The following is a 17,038-nucleotide window of genomic DNA, read 5'->3' on the forward strand; positions in this document are numbered from 1 at the left end:
GATGAGGAGGATGAGGAGGATGAGGAGGATGAGGAGGATGAGGAGGATGAGGAGGTAATTTCTCCCTCATCTCCCCCATCTCCCCCATCTCCCTCATCTCCCTCATCTCCTCTTGACCATTCGCAATACCCCGAAGAACACACCCACTGCTAAAAGACCTGAGAGGGCGATCGCCCAAAGTGGTATTCCCTGTGTTTGCCCCTCTGTTACGTTTTCTAGATTTTGATTGACATTTTGTACATTTACTGGTAATTCTGTTGACACTGAACCAGCTGCTACAGTCACCGCAAACTTTAACTCAAATGGCTGAAAACTCCTTCCGTCTTTTGGTTTGCCACTCAGCTGTAGCTGATAAGCTCCTGGTCTGGGAAAGGTAATTTCAGTACCAGGTATGCCTTGATACCGTTCAGCAGCAACAGGTTGTAAGGGTGGTTCAAGGAGTGGTGGTTCCTTAGGTGAGTGAGGTTCAGCGTAAACAACTAATTGACAATTACACTCTGCCAAAGCGATAGCTTTTCCACCTTTACGAGTCAGGGCAAACCAAGTTTTTGTCGCTTCCCCAGCACGGGGGTTATCATTTGGTTCTAGATGTAAAGTCGCACCGACATCTGCTGCAGTGGTTACTTTATGGGCAGAGGCGACAGGAGTGTTTGTTGTGAATATTACTAAAATTCCTAGTAATATTATCGATTGAAACAACCTCACCCCCCTAACCCCCCTCTGGGCAAGCAGAGAGGGGGGAGTACTTTTTCCCCTTCTCGCTTGCGGGGAGGGGTGGAAAGAGGGGGGAGTACTTTTTCCCCTCCTCGCTTGCGGGGAGGGGTTAGGGGTGGGGTTACGTCTTTTTTGGGGGAACATAAAATTTCTGTAAAGATAACATTGACCAAAAAAAGCGCCAACGCACCAGCAACACAAGCGAAGTCACAAATCCCAGAAGCACTGCTGCTAATTTATTTCCCCAGCCAGATTGAAAAGAACCTAAGTAGTGGGAGCCAATAATCACAGCATGAATGGAGCTTAACAGCAAAGCGGGTACGCTGAATAGATGAATGAATCGCCAGCGCTTGCCCAATGACTTCTGCAAGGAATCAAAACTGGTGAGGGCTGCGGGAGTCATTAATACCAGTGCTACAGCACCCAAAGCCATGCCCAACTGATACTCTGGCGGTAAGAAAAAGAAAGCTGCAAAATTCCATTGCAGGGAATGTTCCATCATATGAGTGGTGTGAGCACAAGACAGCACAAAAGCGCCTACTCCCAACGCACGACGGTAACGCAAAGGTGCTGTCCACAAGCTGCTGATGGGGCGAGCAACAAGCGCCAGGATTAAACAGATTAACGCAGCGTGCCCAGTGTAATCTACCATTGTGTCACCAGTCCGCAGCAGCGTTAGCACGCCGATGGTGAGAGTGACCCAACCACCCAAGCGAAACAATTGACTGCGCCTGTCTTTACTGACCAACGATGTAGACACTCCTACACCTAACATTGTAGGCAGAGTTCCTAAGCCAAAAGCCAGCATTGTTGCAGCACCCATCCACGAATTGCCAGTTTCCGCAGCTTTAATTTGGGCAGCATACAAAAAACCACAGGGCATTAAACCCCAAGTCATACCCAAAAGCGCTGGTGTCCACCACCTGTTTTGTAGAGAAAGCTTTATCATTCCCTGACTGAGAGAGTTGTGTAGACGAGCTTGCACCAGAGGGTGTAGTAATGGAATTTGAGGCAGAAAGTCGGGTTTTATTTGTCCAATGCCAAACCAAATCAGCAGAACGCCAGTCATAATTGCTATCCATTGGCGTAATTGGCTACCAATTCCCGCCATTTGTCCACTGGCAAGCAACACTGAACCCAATGCCCCAATACCAGCACCCACGAGAACATAGCTTAACATTCGCCCCAAGTTCAGGAGTGCGTGAAACTGCAATTGCTGTCGCCAATGGGAATCCTGCTTATGAGACAGGGAAAACGCCACCGCCAAAGGTCCACACATCCCAAAGCAATGTCCAAAACTTCCTAAGAACCCCAGAGCCATGATGAGCAACAAATGTAGCATCAGTCATTAAAAATTAAATAAATGACAACAATTAAGAAGAAAAAATTAATAATGAATATAACTCATTAAAAATACTATGCTTTTTCTTATAATGATGCTTTTTTGACTTAATTATCTCTAATATTTCTGAGTACTTTTTGTAGGAACTTCTATAATTGTTGTATCTTGAATGGCTTTTCCGTTAGAAACTAAACCTTCATGACTGTTACTATTTAAACTAACAGTAATCCGGTTTTTACCAGGTGGCAAATCTTCTAGATAGTACCAATTCCCATACAATCTGGCAATTTTTTGTCCATTGACATAAAGATGAGCGTGACCTTCTCCAGGTTTAGCGGCTGTATTGACACTTAGGAGTGCGAAGCTAAAGTTAGTAACTTTTACCTCCAAATTCCATCCTTTCTTAGTATCTGGATGCACAACTAAGTTAACTGAGGGTACAGGTTGACCAGGAGCAATTTCCATTGTCTTATGATGATGACTTGTCCCATTAGTATGTGGAGTATCACCTCGGGCTATTGTCATGTTCCCCAGTACTGTCAAGCAAATTAATGCAGTAGATGCGAAGAAAAGTCTTTGGAGCATTGCTCTAAGTTTGAAAGTTTCATGGGAACTTTATATCAAGTGACTTGTTCTGTCAAAAGACACGGTGTCAAACTTGGCGTTTGCGCTATCCTATGTCAGGAATACACGAAGGTGACAAGGGGATAACCAGATGAGGGGATTTTGATGAGAGATGTGAAAAAACGGTTTTGGCTGGTACTTTTGTTACTGCTGACAACAGTTGCTGTAGTTGTCACGAGCGTGTTTGTTAAGCAGCATGGGGAGTCAGTCATTTACAGTATTAGAGTTGACAATTCCCTCACTGCAAATCAAGACGCAAACACATCAAAAGGGAATGTAAAGACAACCAGAGGCAAAGATACGGAGACAAAAAATTTCCCCACGTCTTTGCGTCCTCCTATCCCTACTTCCTTACAAGTTTCTGGTGAGCAGCTTTTTGCCCATGTTCAAAGGTTAAATTTTACACGCCATACCCCAGCCGAGCGATCGCGGACTCGCGCTTACATCACAACCGAACTGAAAAAATTCGGCTGGAAACCTCAGTTAGAGAAGTTTGAAGATGGTGTCAACATCTTTGCCGAAAAACCGGGGACAGATAAAAATGCAGGAGCAATTCTAGTCGGAGCTCATTACGACAGTGTTTATATCTCTCCTGGTGCAGATGACAATGCTAGTGGTGTGGCTGTGGTGCTGGAAATTGCCCGACATCTTGGTTCGCGTCCCACTCCTAGAACATTGCAACTCGCGTTTTTTGACAAGGAGGAAGCAGGGCTTTTAGGTAGTAAAGCTTTTGTGACAAACAAGAAACATCTAGAAAACCTGGAAGGCGTGATTGTCATGGATATGGTGGGTTATGCTTGTCACACTCCTGGTTGTCAGAAATACCCCACCGGTTTACCAGTGACTCCACCCAGTGATAAAGGTGATTTTTTGGCGGTGGTGGGTGATACGGAACATTTGCCACTGCTTCATGCTTTTCAAAATTCACAGATGCTTCCTCCAATTTCTTTTAATAAGGAGAGTAGCAAGGGTACAATTGAATCAATCCCACCTGTGTTAACACTGCCAATCCCCCTCAAAGGTTTATTAACACCTGATACTCTACGCAGTGATCACGCTCCATTTTGGTATCAAGGAGTCGGTGCAGTGCTGGTAACGGATACCGCAAATTTACGGACTCCTCACTACCACCAACCGAGCGATGTACCAGCAACTCTCGATCGCAACTTTTTAACAGGAGCGGCGCAGCTTGTTGTAAATACGACTAATGCATTGTTAGAAAACAGCGATGGCTTGGGTAGCTCACCATCAACCTCGTCAGAATCATCTTGAAGATGGTTGGGTTTCTGTATTAATATATAGCAATATGGTAACTTCTATCGACATCTAACACCTGCGATAAACAAGAATGAAGCACATCAAAGATGTCCTTGATAAATAATTTTCAAATAATCAAGGTAATGTTTTGTCTCAGGTTCCATAGTCTCAAAACTCCCCCAGCCTTCGTTATCAACTCTATAGTTTCCTGATTCAAGCTGAGTCATCCACCAATTTAGAAATGTCTGAAAATCATCTGCTAAAACAAATTTAACGTCCTCATCAGTCCCAAAATTTATAACTTGCCCTACTGTACCCTTCTCTCCTGGATCGAAATCTATACCTAAGTGGTTTCCACTCCCATCGTAAGTAAATGGAATCCACTTTTTATTTATATACATTTCTTTTACTTTTCCGGGTATATGAGATCTACCGCCAATTTCCTCATTTATTGTGTCATCATCATCAATTATGTCTGACCAACATTTCCATTGCTCAAATATTCCCTCCAAAGAAAGAAATGAAAAACCGTAAAAAAGTCCGGTACTATTACCCTTCTGACCATTATGCCACTTATAAAATTCTCTAAATGAAATTGGTAGCTGCACTCCTATTCTATTTTCGGCATACTCAATTTCGCTTTCAGTAGCTCCAGGGTTCAAGTCTGCCAACATTTTTGGCAGATGCTCATTAAACCATGTTTCAATTCTATTTAGAATCTCTTTCATATCTTCATCACCACAAAGTAGCTTGTAAGTAGGGGCTATTTGCGCGATTATAGCTTACTGCAACTTGTTCACTTTACAGCAGTTTTCAAGTAAATAAACCACGGGTAGGGGCAAAGGCTAGCCTGTGCCCCTACAAAAATCTGTGGTTCAATTAGCTGAAAATAGCTGTAATTGACAGTACAATTGGAGAAACTCTTACAAACATTCTAACTCATACAAGCAACAGAATTTTCAAATTATATTTAATTTGCATTAATAATTTTTGGGTTCTACAGAATATATGAGTTACGAGTAATTTTTCATATTGATGTTTTAGAGGATTTTTGAAAAAGATATCCTCCAGTTCTCAAGTACGTTGACTTATAGTGTTTTTGCACCTGATTGGATAGCAAAATACAGTTGATTAAATTCTTGATTTGGTAATAGACCAGTTGGATCTAAAGCCAGGCTATCTTTAATACCATCCACAAGATACATATCGATTTTACCCTTATTTTTAGCAGTAATTTTTCCTCGATATTGAACAGCAAAAAAATCTTTAATTAACTCATAAGTTGCTTGGGAAATATTAATGCTTCCAGAAACACCAGACGATTCCATCCCGGAAGCGGTGTTAACAGTGTCGCCCCAAACATCGTAAGCAAACTTTTTGTGTCCAATCACACCTGCTAATAATGGTCCTGAGTGGATACCAATACGAATGTCCCAGTATGGTTGGTTCAAAAGCTGCTTCTCTTTTTTGCGCCATTCCATAAAGGTGCGAATGTTGATAGCAGCGAGTACAGCATCAATGGCATGGGTTTTGTTAGAAGTAGGAATTCCTCCAGCACACATATAACTGTCACCAATTGTTTTCAATTTTTCCAAATTATGTGCTTCTATAAACTGGTCAAAGCAAGAAAAACAGTAATCGAGTTCATCAACCAGTTCTTGTGGGGTCAGCTGTTCTGATAACTTGGTAAAATTCCTGAAGTCTGTAAACAGAACAGAGGCACATTCATAATAAACGGGCTGAACTGTACCACTTTGCTTGAGTTCAGAAGCAATATCTGTTGGTAGTATATTTAAAAGCAATTGGTCAGTCTTGCGTTTTTCTTCTTCTAATTGAAGATACAACCGATTTAACTCTTCAAAACGTTGAGCATTACGAATGGCTGCTGATAATTGCACGGCTAGTAAATAGCCAATCCGTACATCTTCTTGAGTGTAGATGTTTGGTGCTCTTGTGGCAAAGTTGATAGTACCAATCACCTGATGATCGCTTTCTAAAGGAATGATTACCTGCGATTGATACTGGCTAAGAAAACCGCTTGCAGAATTTTCCTGAATGAGTTGAACTTGACCTGTTTTCAGGCTTATACCAACTGCACCCATGTTTGTCAGATCAAAAAAGTCAAATTCGACAGTAGGACCAAACAGCCTCACTACACGCCAAGAATTGTTAGTGTTGCATAGGCAAACACTACAATGCTCGAAGTCTAACAACCATTTTGCTTGTTTGCCCACTACCTGCAAAATCTCATCTAGCTTCAGCGAACGATTCATTGCGATCGCAATTTCATTAACAGCAGCAATACGACTGGAAAGCGCTTGCGCCTCAGCAAGCAGGCGACGGGAAAGAACCAACAGTTGTTGATAATCCTGTTCGTCCAGCCTACTACCAATAAAGGCAGGGATAAAAGTCATAATGTATCAATTTCGAGCCCAATCGCGTCAGTATATCGATTTATACTCGTAAATAAGTCTGCTGTGGCAACAATCTCAAATATTTCAGAATCGTCCAAACCTAGGTTATACAGGTGTTGGTAATCTTTACTCGTCAGTTCATGGGGTTCAGTAGCCGCTTTCAAGCCAAAGCTGATCACTGCTTTTTCACGCTGAGGAAGCGGACAGGCTGCAAAATCTGACACCAAGGTTTTTAAAACTTCCTCACTCATCCCCAAGGATGATAATCCATGCAAGTGGACATTCAATGCATAATCACTGCGATGTGCCTGGGAAATGGCAATTCCCAGCATTTCCTTGAGTGTGCGTGGAACATCTCCTTTTAGAACTGTAGCGCGAAATTTCTTCCAGTTCGCTTCCAGCACATCAGGATTGATTGCCATTGATTTAAATAGATTTGGTACTATACCAAACCCAAGTTCAACCTGGATTTCTTGATATATCGTTTTGACCTTGGTATCAGTCAGTTGCCCGTATTCAATTATAGGAAATTTAGCCATTGTCATCTCTAGCCTGACTAGGGAACATGTTTGAGCCGCTCAACTCAAACAAACTTGTACGAATTAGTACAAGCTATATGTTTTGATAGAGAAATAATACTTAGGTAGAGACCCCGTCAGTAGATAGTATAACTTCTTGTCGGATTTGGTTGATTGGTAAAATAACCATAATCATCCTTTTTATCTTATCAGAGAAAATCTATCAAAAGTATAGTAATAATGATTTTTGATTTCAAGAAGCGCAGATTTTACTCAGAAATCTATACTTTTGAGAGAATAGGTAATAAAAAAACACGCAAAGAATTATGCAGGCAGAATATCGGCAGCGCCGTGAGCAATTGATGTCAAAAATTGGGAATGGTACTGCAATCTTTCGCAGTGCGCCAACAGCGGTGATGCACAACGATGTCGAATACGCTTTTCGCCAAGATAGCGATTTCTACTATTTGACAGGGTTTAACGAAGCGCAAGCAGTAGCAGTTTTAGCACCATCACACCCAGAACATCGGTTTGTGCTGTTTGTACAACCTAAGGATAGGGAGCAGGAAGTCTGGAGTGGTTATCGCTGTGGGGTAGAAGCGGCAAAACAAGTGTATGGTGCAGACGAAGCTTACCCGATTACCGAACTAGATGAAAAGTTGCCCCAGTATTTGGAAAAAGCCGATCGCATTTACTATCATCTGGGACGCGATCGCACTTTCAACGACAAAATCCTCAACCTTTGGCAGCGTTTGATGCGGACTTATCCCAAGCGGGGTACAGGACCAATTGCCATTGAAGATACGGGTCCTATTCTACATAGCATGAGACTCATTAAAAGTCAATCAGAATTGGAGTTGATGCGCAAAGCTGCTGATATTGCAGTTGAAGCACACAATCACGCAATGGAGTTTACGCAACCCGGACGTTACGAGTACGAAATTCAAGCAGAAATCGAACATATCTTTCGCCTCCGGGGTGCGAATGGACCAGCTTACCCCTCAATTGTGGCTTCTGGAGTGAATGCGTGTGTTCTGCATTACATTGAAAACAATCGGCAAATACAGGACAAAGAATTGCTGCTGATTGATGCTGGTTGTGCTTATGGTTACTACAACTCTGATATCACGCGTACCTGGCCAGTGGGAGGTAAATTTACGCCAGAACAAAAGACGCTGTACGAGCTTGTTTTGGAAGCACAAAAGCAAGCCATAGCCCAAGTGCAACCAGGCAATCCCTACAAACTCATTCATGATACTGCCGTCCGCGTCCTCACAGAAGGCTTAGTCGAACTTGGCATCCTCAAGGGTGAAATTGACAAGCTCATTGAGGAAGAGAAATACAAGCCATATTATATGCACCGTACTGGTCATTGGCTAGGTTTAGATGTTCATGATGTGGGTGTGTATCAGCACGGTGAAGATAAACCGCAGATTCTACAACCAGGTCAAGTGCTAACTGTAGAACCGGGACTTTATATTGTGCCAGATACCAAGCTCGCTGAAGACCAGCCACAGACAGACCCGCGTTGGGTTGGTATTGGGATTCGGATTGAGGATGATGTTTTGGTGACAGCGACAGGTCATGAAGTGTTGACTGCTGGTGTGCCTAAGGAAGTCGCGGACTTGGAAAGATAAATTGTAGGGTGGGTAATGCCCACCCTTTGAGAGGAGTTTCAATCTCTGATAGAGATTCGTTCTGATGAGGTCAAAGCCAGTACTTGGGATAAGTTCTCTCGTGTGCAAGATTATTGAAAACTACAGCGCAAAGTACCAGAATAATAGAACCTTCAAGTGCAGGAGTTAGTAGAAATTGCCAGGGTGCTTTCGTCATCATCACAACTAATGCAACTGCTCCCGAAGGGGGATGCAAAGTTCCAGTAAGCTGCATCATCCCAATCGCTGTCGCCACTGCCATTCCCATCGCCCAGGGTTCCGAACCAAAAAGATGTAGAATAGTCAGGCTCACTAAAGCAGCCACGAAATTACCGCCAATTACATTACGCGGTTGAGCCAAGGGACTGTCAGGTACACCAAAGATCAATACGCTCGTGGCACCAAAGGGAGCCATCAGCAGAGGAGAATTCATTTTCACCGAGAGGTAAGCCGTTGCTGATATTCCCAAAAAACTACCGAACCAACTCCAAAAGATATGTCTGTGATGGGGTTTATCTAGAGGAACTGAACGCTTAGTCCCGCGTATCTTGAACCAGTAATTCTTGCATTTCAACTGAACGTTTTTATAATTCAATCTGGATAGATAGGTGTAATGAATTCGCCCTTTAGGTAAATAGCCTTTCATAATTCTCCATAGCAATCAAAACAAACAGGCATCAAGTTGGGAAAAATGCCTGCATAATACTGTGTCCTAGCCAACCCTCAAATTTACAAATGAACAAGGGAAGCAATGACAACTTCAGTGGACAAAGAAATACCTCAAATTTGTAAACAGGCTAAATCTACAACGTAGGTTTCTAACCTGCTATTCCATTGGTACATCTACCCCACCAATCAGCGTTTCTACTAGTACAAAATTCACATACATTAATCGCGTGCAAATTGAAAAAATTTAGCAACCTCACAAATGTCATGAATTAATGACATATAGTTTTTAGAATATCCTCTAAAGCCTGTAAATAAAACTTAAAATCTATATAAATAACTTATATAAAGTATACCAAATCCTTATATATAAAACACATCAGGCTATAGAGCGGTTGGGAATTACGCCAAATTAGTTAAATAATTCAATTGTTCTGCATTGCTGGCATAGTTGTAGGCGTGATGCAACAAACCACGGATAGTCTATTGTTCATGCTTGTAAAATCAAAAACAAGATGTATTGAAGACTACAGATTGACTTGATTAGAACTCTGTCTGTAGAGCAGGTCAACTTGTTCCTATGGTACACGTTTAATAAAACAGCATCATTTAGGCTGTTAGGAATAGGCTGCCCTAATAAATATTTGCAACAGGTAAAGTAGCACGTTGAAATTCAAGGTAGTCTTTCTCATCGCCCTTCCCTTGTTATTGCAAGGGGAGCCAAGTTGAGGCTTTGACGAATCTGTAAAAGCTAGAACAACACCACAATTTCTGGTGCATGAATTTTTTCATCTGTAACTGAATGAAGCAGAGATTACTTGAAAGCAAACTCTGCTACTCCCTACCCCACATTTAGTTAGATTTTGAACTATGAGAAAAGCTGTTTTCTTGATACTTCCTATTACCTTAATCCTGTTCTCTAACCAGAGAGTTCAATCCCAACAAGCAGAGTCTTCGTTTGACCGTCCCTACTTAGCGTTAGTTAAAGGAGACACTCCTAACAGTTGTAGCTTTATCTCCGCCGATTTGCTGGAACGGACAGCAGACATTGTTGATGATTTGCTGTTTGTCCGTCCTGGTGACTCTCCAGAGTGGGTGAGGTATAAAGTGCGCTTGGTTCCCGATCAGTCTTCGGGTAATGCGTTGCAATGGACGGGGCTTGCAGGAGGAAACTATATTAAGGCTGTTGTAAATTTCCGCAACAACAGCGTCCAATCCCGCAGTTTTACAATGGCGATTAATTACAACCAACCGAATGAAAAACGGTGCCAGTGGGAGGTACGAGAAACACCACAGGCAATTAAATTGAATTCTCCAACTTCATCTGTAGGGCAGTAAGGAGTTGTCTTCTTGTCGAGTAACAGATTATTTGACACTCACAAACTGATGACGCGGTAGCGGTGGGGAGTAACAAGTGGTTAACAAGGGCAATCGCAAACTTTCTTAGGGCAAGCGGTCGTCTTTTGTTATGTCTCATATTACTAACGTAAATAGTAATAATCAAGCGGTTTCTCTAATTTTTTGGGGCATTTTCACCAACGGACATCCCAAAAAATCCTCGACAGTGATAGAAAGCGCTTGGCATATAGCTTCTAGTTTTTCCAAAGAGATAGTAGGCGGCGAATTTCTTCCACTTGTTTTGCGGATATTCTCCACGTTCTAAATGCTGAATCAATTGATAAGCACAGCTAGCCCGTTTCGCAAAAGATTGCATGGACTCGTTGCCACGCAAGTATTTTAGCTTTAAACCTAGTTCTTTATTCCATCGAATAGACGCAATTAAGCTTTTGTCAATAATCATTAAATTCATCACCGATTTCACCAATTGCGTTAGTAGACATAATACAGTAGTATCACTAATAGCGTTAGTAGAGAAAGACAAAACAACCCATTTAAATCAGTTATCAGTTATCAGTTATCAGTTATCAGTCAGTCAGGCGTATGGTGGGGGACGCGCGACCACTCGTATTTAACTCATAACTGCGGCTGGTACTGTTCACTGTTAAAGTATGACTGCGATCGCTCTAGCAAGGATGTGAGTAGTGACCTAGGACATCCAAGCATTTCTTAAGTGTCTTTCAGAAAAAAGCTGATACGCAACTTACCTGTGCACGAGTCCTGTTCCACAACAGACCCCACCCCAAATACATCATAGATAAGCATCGGTTGCAGTAGCGATTCCGGCTTTCCTGAGGCGGCTATGGTTCCCCCCTTGAGAACGTAGATGCGATCGCAGTAAGTAGCTGCAAGGTTCAAATCATGTAAGGCAGCGAGGGTTGTTATACCTAGCCGCTTTACGAGTTCTAAGAGTTCTAACTGGTAGCGAATATCGAGGTGATTTGTTGGCTCATCGAGAATCAAAAAGCCTGCTTGTTGGGCGATCGCTCGTGCAATCAACACCCGCTGTTTTTCTCCACCAGAAAGGGAAGCAAAACTACGTTCTGCAAAGCCATCCATTCCCACCTGCTTCATAGCATCAAAGACTAAGGAGCGGTCTAGTTCTGTTTCGCGGTCAAATAACCCTTGATGGGGATTACGCCCCATCAACACTATCTCTTCAACAGTAAAGTCAAATTCAGTAGACGTTTCCTGCAAAACAACTGCGGTAGCAGTTGCCATTTCACGGGAACTCAAGTGCCAGATATTCTTACCATTGAGGGTAATCACCCCAGTATCTGGTTTGAGGACACGATAAATACATCTGAGTAAAGTTGACTTACCACTGCCATTAGGACCAATCAGTCCAACAAACTCCCCTGGCGAAACTTCCAAATTGATGTCATGTAAAATCTGTTTTCCCTCAATACTCCAGGATAGGTGTTTCACCTCTAAATTCATCGCCCACCCCCTTGACCTTGCATCAACCAGATGAAAAAGGGAGCACCAAACAGTGCCGTGATTATACCGACAGGAATTTCTTCTGGAGCAACCAAAGTCCGTGCCAATACATCTGCCCAAATCAGGAAAATTCCCCCCAGTAGCAAACTCACAGGTAACACGCGGCGATGGTCTGAACCGATGAGGAAACGGACGCTGTGAGGAATCATTAGCCCAACGAAGCCAATAACACCACTGACAGCAACTATTACACCTGTTAACAGCGATGTCACTAAAAATAACTGCTTGCGGAAATTATCGGTGTCAGTTCCCAAAGTCCGAGCTGTTTCTTCACCAATGAGGAGTGCATTCAGCGATCGCGCTTGCAATAACAAATATCCTAACCCTAGTAATAATGCAATCATCGGTAAGGTTAAATCAGTCCACTTTGTACCTGATAGCCCACCTAACAACCAAAATAATACCCGTCGTGCGGCTTCCCCTGTCCCACTTTTGATGGTCAAGAAACTCGTCACCGCAGAAAATAAATAAGACATCGCGACCCCAGCCAAGACTAACCGAGTAGCTGAGATGCGTCCTTGCCGTTGTGCTAAAAAGAAAACAACAAAGAATGCCAACAGCGCCCCAAGAAAAGCCCCAACCGAGAGTGCATACACACCAAAAAATGAGAACACACCGAACAGGATTGCTAAAACAGCACCTACGGATGCACCAGAGGAAATACCGAGAATAAAGGGGTCAGCCAGGGGATTTCGCACCAGTGCTTGCATAGTGACACCTACCACTGATAGCCCAGCACCCACAAAAAAAGCCAACAGCACACGCGGAAAGCGAATCAGCCAGACAATTTGAACTTGTGCTTGCGTCCAGTCTCCTGTTACCTTTGGAAACATTTGGGATAAAGCTATCTGCCATACCCTCAAAGGGGAAATAGGCACAGGTCCAATCATCACCGCCAATGTCATAGAAATCAACAACATCACAACCATTGCCACCATTAGCAGTTTGTAGCGTTGCTCCTTGTTTTTTTTCAGGTGCTTTGGTGTTGGATTAATCATGAGTTAGTAGTTGCTGTTTCCATCCCTGCGTCTCGTGTCGATCACTCAAACCTCTCTGGGTACAAAGCCTCTGCTAATTGTCTCACCCCTGCGACATTCCTAATTCCTGGCATCGTGTAGCTGAAGCCTAAAACAACGAATTTATCTTGTTGCACTGCTTTGAGCTGCGAGTAAGCAGGGTTAGATTTAAGCAACCGCCGCTTCTCCTGGGCTGGTGACCAGCTAGCATCGATGAGAACAATCACATCGGGTTGACGTGCAACGACATCTTCCCAATTAACTTTCACCCATGCTTCTTTTTTCTGGATATCTTTGAAGATATTTTCTCCACCTGCTAGTTCAATAATATGATTGGGCATTCCCCAGCTAGAAGCAGTCACAGGAGGGTTTTCCGAGTCATACCAGAAGATGCGCTTGCGGTTTGTCACCTTTGCTAGCTTTTGCTGAGTTTCTTGCAATTGTTCTTGCAGTTGAGCAATTAACTTTTCTGCCCTTTCTTCTACTCCAAAAATCCGCCCAATCTCCTGTATTTCCTGATATAAATTCTCCATCGTGACACGTGATGGTCTAAGTTCTGAGCGATCGCATTCAATGGGCAGTAAATAAGAGGAAATACCTAATTTGAGCAACTCTTCCCGTGACCCAAGTGCTTCTTTGGCAAAAGCACTTTCCTCAGTGGAGAACACAAAATCTGGTTCCACCCCCAAAAAAACTTCCTGTGACGGGTATTTCTGCGCTAAAACTGGAATTTTGGAATATGCCTGTTGATACTCTGGCAAAATCGGATTATCCAGGTAAGCTGTACCGACCATGTGCTTTTCTAAACCCAGCGCCAGCATGACCTCCGTTGCAGATTGCATCATCGTGACAGCGCGTTGTGGTGGTTGTTTGTAGGTAATCGTCAGGTCACAGTTCTTAAGTGTAACTGGTGTGTATTTTGCTGCTTGAGAGGCAGTATCAGTTGATTTAACAACATTTGTTTCACACCCTGAAACCATTCCCAGCATCAACACTGCTAAGACTGCCACAAAGGGTTTACTTATCGAGATACGGTAACGTCGTAATTTACTCACACACAACTCTCGTTTGAATGCTTCGGGAATCAAAACTCAATTGACGCTGTTCCCAACACCGTAAACGGTGGCGCAGGGTCGATACTGTACCCATCAACCTCATAATACTTGATGTTAGAAATATTCTTTAAGTTGATCGCAAATCGATAATTTTGCCGCCGATAGAAGATCGTAGCATCAGATCGCACGTAACTTGGGAGTTTAAATGTAGGATTCGGTAAATCTACTTCTTGCTCACCGACAAAATATACCCCAACACCAAATCCTAACCCCTGCAAACTACCACGTTGCAGTTCATAAGTTGTCCACAATCCAGCGCTATGTTCTGGGACACCAAATAATCTGTCTCCTACAGGAATCACATTGTCTTTCGTCACTTTGGCATCAATGTAAGCATAGTTGGCAATCACTTTCCAACCTGGTAATATTTCGCCTGCAATATCTAATTCAATACCTCGGCTGCGTTGTTCTCCTGTTTGGGTACTGAATCTGGAGTCTACTGGGTCTGGTGTCAGTACATTCTGCTTGGTAATTTGAAAGAATGCCAAAGTTGCAGAAAGCTTATCGTCGAGAAAATTCTGTTTAACCCCCACCTCAAATTGCTCAGTCGTTTGCGGCTCAAATTCTTCCTCTGTCCGACTCCGCGCCTGAAATTGGGGAGAAAAACCATTTGACCAATTGAAGTAGAGCGAAGTGGTATCACTCGGCTGATACACAATCCCCACTCGTGGCGAAAAACGAGTCTTTGATTGCTCGTTGAGTATCTCTCCACGCACACGGTCTTCAGTGCTGTAGTCATTAAAGTCTAAACGACCACCCAACAACAGTTTGACACTCGGCAGAAGTTCAATAAAATCCTGTACAAAAATGCCGATATTCTCGGAGACGATTTTTCGACCAAAGGGAGAAGCACCTTCCACAGGTATAGGAGTTCCACCATATTGTGGGTTAAAAATATCTATTGGTAGTTCCAAATCGGGAGCAATAATGTAGTTAAATAAATTTCGGGCTAAATCTACCCCAAATAGCACATTATGGCGAATAAAACCAGTAGAAAATTTGCCAGAGATTTCATTTTGGAGGGTGATATTTTCGTGTTCTTCATCGGAAGCATAGAAAAAACGGTCTAATGTCCGGCGGTCATCTCGCAAAGAACCAGGAGATACCTGCTTTGCATCGTTCAAATTAGCATTGAGAAAATTAAATCCTTGGCGGAATTTCCAGTTGTTGCTAAATTGGTGTTCAAAGTTATACGTAAACGAGTTAAGTGTCACTTCACCATCGGCAAAGTTAGGTTCTCCTAAAAACCGACTGCGCGGAAGTTGCAGAACCTCTGGCTCAATGGGAAAACCATTATCAAAAACATAGTTGTATTTTTGGTGTTCGTATTCTAAGGTGAGTTTGGTGCGATCGCTTATATTCACCTCTACCACAGGCGAGATAAAAAAGCTGTCATACTCTACAAAATCACGGAAACTATCAGCTTGTTCATAGGCAACGTTCAAACGATACAGAACTGATTTATTGTCTGTCAGCGGTCCACTAAAATCTAGAGTGGGTCGCAGAAAATTGTAACTTCCATAAGTAAAGTTTAGATTGTAGTATGGTTGTGCAAGCGGCTTTTTCGTAGTTGTGTTAATAACGGCACTTCCACCTGCATACTGTGTTGGACTACCGCCATAAAGCACCGCCGCCGGACCTTTGAGAATTTCCAACCTCTCAATATTGGCTACATCTCGCGGACTAAAGTAACCGTAATCTGGAAAGCCATTGCGTAAAGTCTCAAAATTGGTGAGAAACCCACGCACTCGAAACCCTAATGAAGACAATCCCCCATATCCCCGTTCTGGTTGTACGCCACTAACGTTATCTGCCAATTCCGAAAGACGCACAACATTCCGGTCTTCAATCACCTGACGCGGAATGACTTGAATCGATTGGGGAATATCACGTAATGGTACATTGAGCCGCGTTGCAGTTGTGGCATCAGGTACACTGTATCCTTCTTGTTCACCCGTCACAACTAGTTCAATCGGTTCTTTATCAGAAGCCGATGGTTGAGTTGGCGGTGTTTGACTACTTGGCTGATCCGTCTGTGGCTTTTGCGGTTGCTGCGGTTGCTGTGTAGAGGGTGCAGCTGGTTTTACGCCGAAAATCAGACCTTGATCGCTGTCAAACAGCTCAACAGTAGGCACAGCCACCTCACCAATCACCGTCACCAGGATACTATTTGTATCCTGATTCGTCACTGTGATTTCAGTAATTCCAACAGCAGGTTTTTCAGAGCGGAAGGCATTGCCTGATGGTAAACGTAGTTGAGCGTTACGAATTATAGCGGTAAAGGTGTTCCCCTCACTTTTGATTGTGGTTTGTAGTTTATCTGATATCGGAGTTTGTAATATGACTTCCACACCGCTAGCAGTTGCGTTCAGGCGCACCTCTGTCACTTGTATAACCTGATTCTGCTGATTTTCCTGCGCTAGCCAGTCCTTGACACTAGTGTAAGGACGCGGAATATCACGAAGTTGGGGAATGTCTGTGATGGGTATTTTTGCTTTTGTTGCCTGTTGTTTAAGTGGCACAGCAGTCACTTTCACAACATCAGCACGCGCCTCTGAAGCAACTAAGACTGATACAGTCGCATACACCCACATCCAAAAGGATAATTTCCGTTGTTTCACCTACTTCCTCACACATAAATGGCAGATTGCACCCACAACATTGGAGAAAAAATAGGTTTTTTCTGCTGTGGGGATTGGCAAAAACTTTCTGGAGTCTTGAAAATTACAGTTTATGAATTTATTCACAATTGACACACATCGGCTTCAAGTTCCCCATGCTCAATCAATTGACGATTGAGCGAAGACTGTGCTTGTGTA

At 43.1% G+C, this 17,038-nt stretch carries 15 protein-coding genes; 3 read left to right on the forward strand and 12 right to left on the reverse strand.

Going from position 1 to position 17,038, the window contains the following annotated elements:
* Positions 1–102: 102 nt before the first annotated feature.
* The 3 genes from ACM0OZ_RS18620 to ACM0OZ_RS18630 form a co-directional block, all read right to left on the reverse strand.
* Positions 103–699, reverse strand: coding sequence for a hypothetical protein (locus ACM0OZ_RS18620; RefSeq protein ID WP_414584313.1), 597 nt, complete (start codon positions 697–699; stop codon positions 103–105).
* Positions 700–835: 136 nt separating this feature from the next.
* On the reverse strand, positions 836–2,056 hold the full coding sequence (locus ACM0OZ_RS18625; RefSeq protein WP_414584314.1) for a sulfite exporter TauE/SafE family protein: 1,221 nt from the start codon (positions 2,054–2,056) through the stop codon (positions 836–838).
* A gap of 117 nt (positions 2,057–2,173) precedes the next feature.
* Positions 2,174–2,641, reverse strand: a complete 468-nt coding sequence (locus ACM0OZ_RS18630) for a hypothetical protein (RefSeq protein WP_414584315.1) — start codon at positions 2,639–2,641, stop codon at positions 2,174–2,176.
* A 144-nt stretch (positions 2,642–2,785) separates the two neighbouring features.
* On the opposite strand from ACM0OZ_RS18630, the gene ACM0OZ_RS18635 reads away from it, so the two are divergent.
* Positions 2,786–3,952 (forward strand): M20/M25/M40 family metallo-hydrolase, encoded by a 1,167-nt coding sequence (locus ACM0OZ_RS18635; protein ID WP_414584316.1) that lies wholly within the window; start codon positions 2,786–2,788, stop codon positions 3,950–3,952.
* Positions 3,953–4,038: 86 nt separating this feature from the next.
* Here the strand turns inward: ACM0OZ_RS18635 and ACM0OZ_RS18640 are convergent, their stop codons facing one another.
* The 3 genes from ACM0OZ_RS18640 to ACM0OZ_RS18650 form a co-directional block, all read right to left on the reverse strand.
* The gene (locus tag ACM0OZ_RS18640) at positions 4,039–4,665 is read right to left on the reverse strand and encodes an SMI1/KNR4 family protein (protein ID WP_414584317.1); all 627 of its coding nucleotides are present in this window, start codon (positions 4,663–4,665) and stop codon (positions 4,039–4,041) included.
* Positions 4,666–5,025: 360 nt separating this feature from the next.
* Entirely contained in the window at positions 5,026–6,351 is a 1,326-nt protein-coding gene (locus ACM0OZ_RS18645; protein WP_414584318.1) for an adenylate/guanylate cyclase domain-containing protein, read from the reverse strand.
* Complete coding sequence (locus tag ACM0OZ_RS18650; protein WP_414584319.1) at positions 6,348–6,890, reverse strand: carboxymuconolactone decarboxylase family protein; 543 nt, start codon at positions 6,888–6,890, stop codon at positions 6,348–6,350. The genes ACM0OZ_RS18645 and ACM0OZ_RS18650 overlap by 4 nt, the downstream gene beginning before the upstream one ends.
* 305 nt (positions 6,891–7,195) lie before the next feature.
* On the opposite strand from ACM0OZ_RS18650, the gene ACM0OZ_RS18655 reads away from it, so the two are divergent.
* Positions 7,196–8,506, forward strand: a complete 1,311-nt coding sequence (locus tag ACM0OZ_RS18655; protein ID WP_414584320.1) for an aminopeptidase P N-terminal domain-containing protein — start codon at positions 7,196–7,198, stop codon at positions 8,504–8,506.
* Between the two features lie 70 nt (positions 8,507–8,576).
* Here the strand turns inward: ACM0OZ_RS18655 and ACM0OZ_RS18660 are convergent, their stop codons facing one another.
* Complete coding sequence (locus ACM0OZ_RS18660; protein ID WP_414584321.1) at positions 8,577–9,170, reverse strand: HPP family protein; 594 nt, start codon at positions 9,168–9,170, stop codon at positions 8,577–8,579.
* An 890-nt stretch (positions 9,171–10,060) separates the two neighbouring features.
* Between ACM0OZ_RS18660 and ACM0OZ_RS18665 the strand changes: the two genes are divergently transcribed.
* The gene (locus ACM0OZ_RS18665) at positions 10,061–10,528 is read left to right on the forward strand and encodes a hypothetical protein (protein WP_414584322.1); all 468 of its coding nucleotides are present in this window, start codon (positions 10,061–10,063) and stop codon (positions 10,526–10,528) included.
* A gap of 162 nt (positions 10,529–10,690) precedes the next feature.
* Here ACM0OZ_RS18665 and ACM0OZ_RS18670 read toward each other — a convergent pair whose 3' ends face one another.
* From ACM0OZ_RS18670 to ACM0OZ_RS18690, 5 genes are all read right to left on the reverse strand, one after another.
* Complete coding sequence (locus ACM0OZ_RS18670; protein ID WP_414584323.1) at positions 10,691–10,846, reverse strand: helix-turn-helix domain-containing protein; 156 nt, start codon at positions 10,844–10,846, stop codon at positions 10,691–10,693.
* A gap of 411 nt (positions 10,847–11,257) precedes the next feature.
* Entirely contained in the window at positions 11,258–12,028 is a 771-nt protein-coding gene (locus ACM0OZ_RS18675) for an ABC transporter ATP-binding protein (protein WP_414584324.1), read from the reverse strand.
* Positions 12,025–13,086 carry a FecCD family ABC transporter permease gene (locus ACM0OZ_RS18680; RefSeq protein ID WP_414584325.1) on the reverse strand — a complete coding sequence of 354 codons (1,062 nt, stop codon included), beginning with the start codon at positions 13,084–13,086 and terminating at the stop codon, positions 12,025–12,027. Before ACM0OZ_RS18680 ends, ACM0OZ_RS18675 begins: the two co-directional genes overlap by 4 nt.
* Positions 13,087–13,127: 41 nt before the next feature.
* Positions 13,128–14,159, reverse strand: coding sequence for an ABC transporter substrate-binding protein (locus ACM0OZ_RS18685; protein WP_414584326.1), 1,032 nt, complete (start codon positions 14,157–14,159; stop codon positions 13,128–13,130).
* Positions 14,160–14,188: 29 nt separating this feature from the next.
* Positions 14,189–16,840: a TonB-dependent siderophore receptor gene (locus tag ACM0OZ_RS18690; protein ID WP_414584327.1), complete on the reverse strand. Its 2,652-nt coding sequence runs from the start codon at positions 16,838–16,840 to the stop codon at positions 14,189–14,191.
* Positions 16,841–17,038: the final 198 nt, after the last annotated feature.

Source organism: Scytonema sp. PCC 10023 (assembly GCF_963920835.1).
Taxonomy (GTDB): Bacteria; Cyanobacteriota; Cyanobacteriia; order Cyanobacteriales; family Nostocaceae; genus Kalymmatonema.

What these genes read in the sequence shown, in the direction of transcription:
- ACM0OZ_RS18645 (WP_414584318.1), bottom strand. Translation starts at nt 6,351, where the DNA reads ATGACTTTTATCCCTGCCTTTATTGGTAGTAGGCTGGACGAACAGGAT.
- ACM0OZ_RS18680 (WP_414584325.1), bottom strand. Translation starts at nt 13,086, where the DNA reads ATGATTAATCCAACACCAAAGCACCTGAAAAAAAACAAGGAGCAACGC.
- ACM0OZ_RS18635 (WP_414584316.1), top strand. Translation starts at nt 2,786, where the DNA reads ATGAGAGATGTGAAAAAACGGTTTTGGCTGGTACTTTTGTTACTGCTG.
- ACM0OZ_RS18660 (WP_414584321.1), bottom strand. Translation starts at nt 9,170, where the DNA reads ATGAAAGGCTATTTACCTAAAGGGCGAATTCATTACACCTATCTATCC.
- ACM0OZ_RS18655 (WP_414584320.1), top strand. Translation starts at nt 7,196, where the DNA reads ATGCAGGCAGAATATCGGCAGCGCCGTGAGCAATTGATGTCAAAAATT.
- ACM0OZ_RS18640 (WP_414584317.1), bottom strand. Translation starts at nt 4,665, where the DNA reads ATGAAAGAGATTCTAAATAGAATTGAAACATGGTTTAATGAGCATCTG.
- ACM0OZ_RS18675 (WP_414584324.1), bottom strand. Translation starts at nt 12,028, where the DNA reads ATGAATTTAGAGGTGAAACACCTATCCTGGAGTATTGAGGGAAAACAG.
- ACM0OZ_RS18650 (WP_414584319.1), bottom strand. Translation starts at nt 6,890, where the DNA reads ATGGCTAAATTTCCTATAATTGAATACGGGCAACTGACTGATACCAAG.
- ACM0OZ_RS18625 (WP_414584314.1), bottom strand. Translation starts at nt 2,056, where the DNA reads ATGCTACATTTGTTGCTCATCATGGCTCTGGGGTTCTTAGGAAGTTTT.
- ACM0OZ_RS18630 (WP_414584315.1), bottom strand. Translation starts at nt 2,641, where the DNA reads ATGCTCCAAAGACTTTTCTTCGCATCTACTGCATTAATTTGCTTGACA.
- ACM0OZ_RS18665 (WP_414584322.1), top strand. Translation starts at nt 10,061, where the DNA reads ATGAGAAAAGCTGTTTTCTTGATACTTCCTATTACCTTAATCCTGTTC.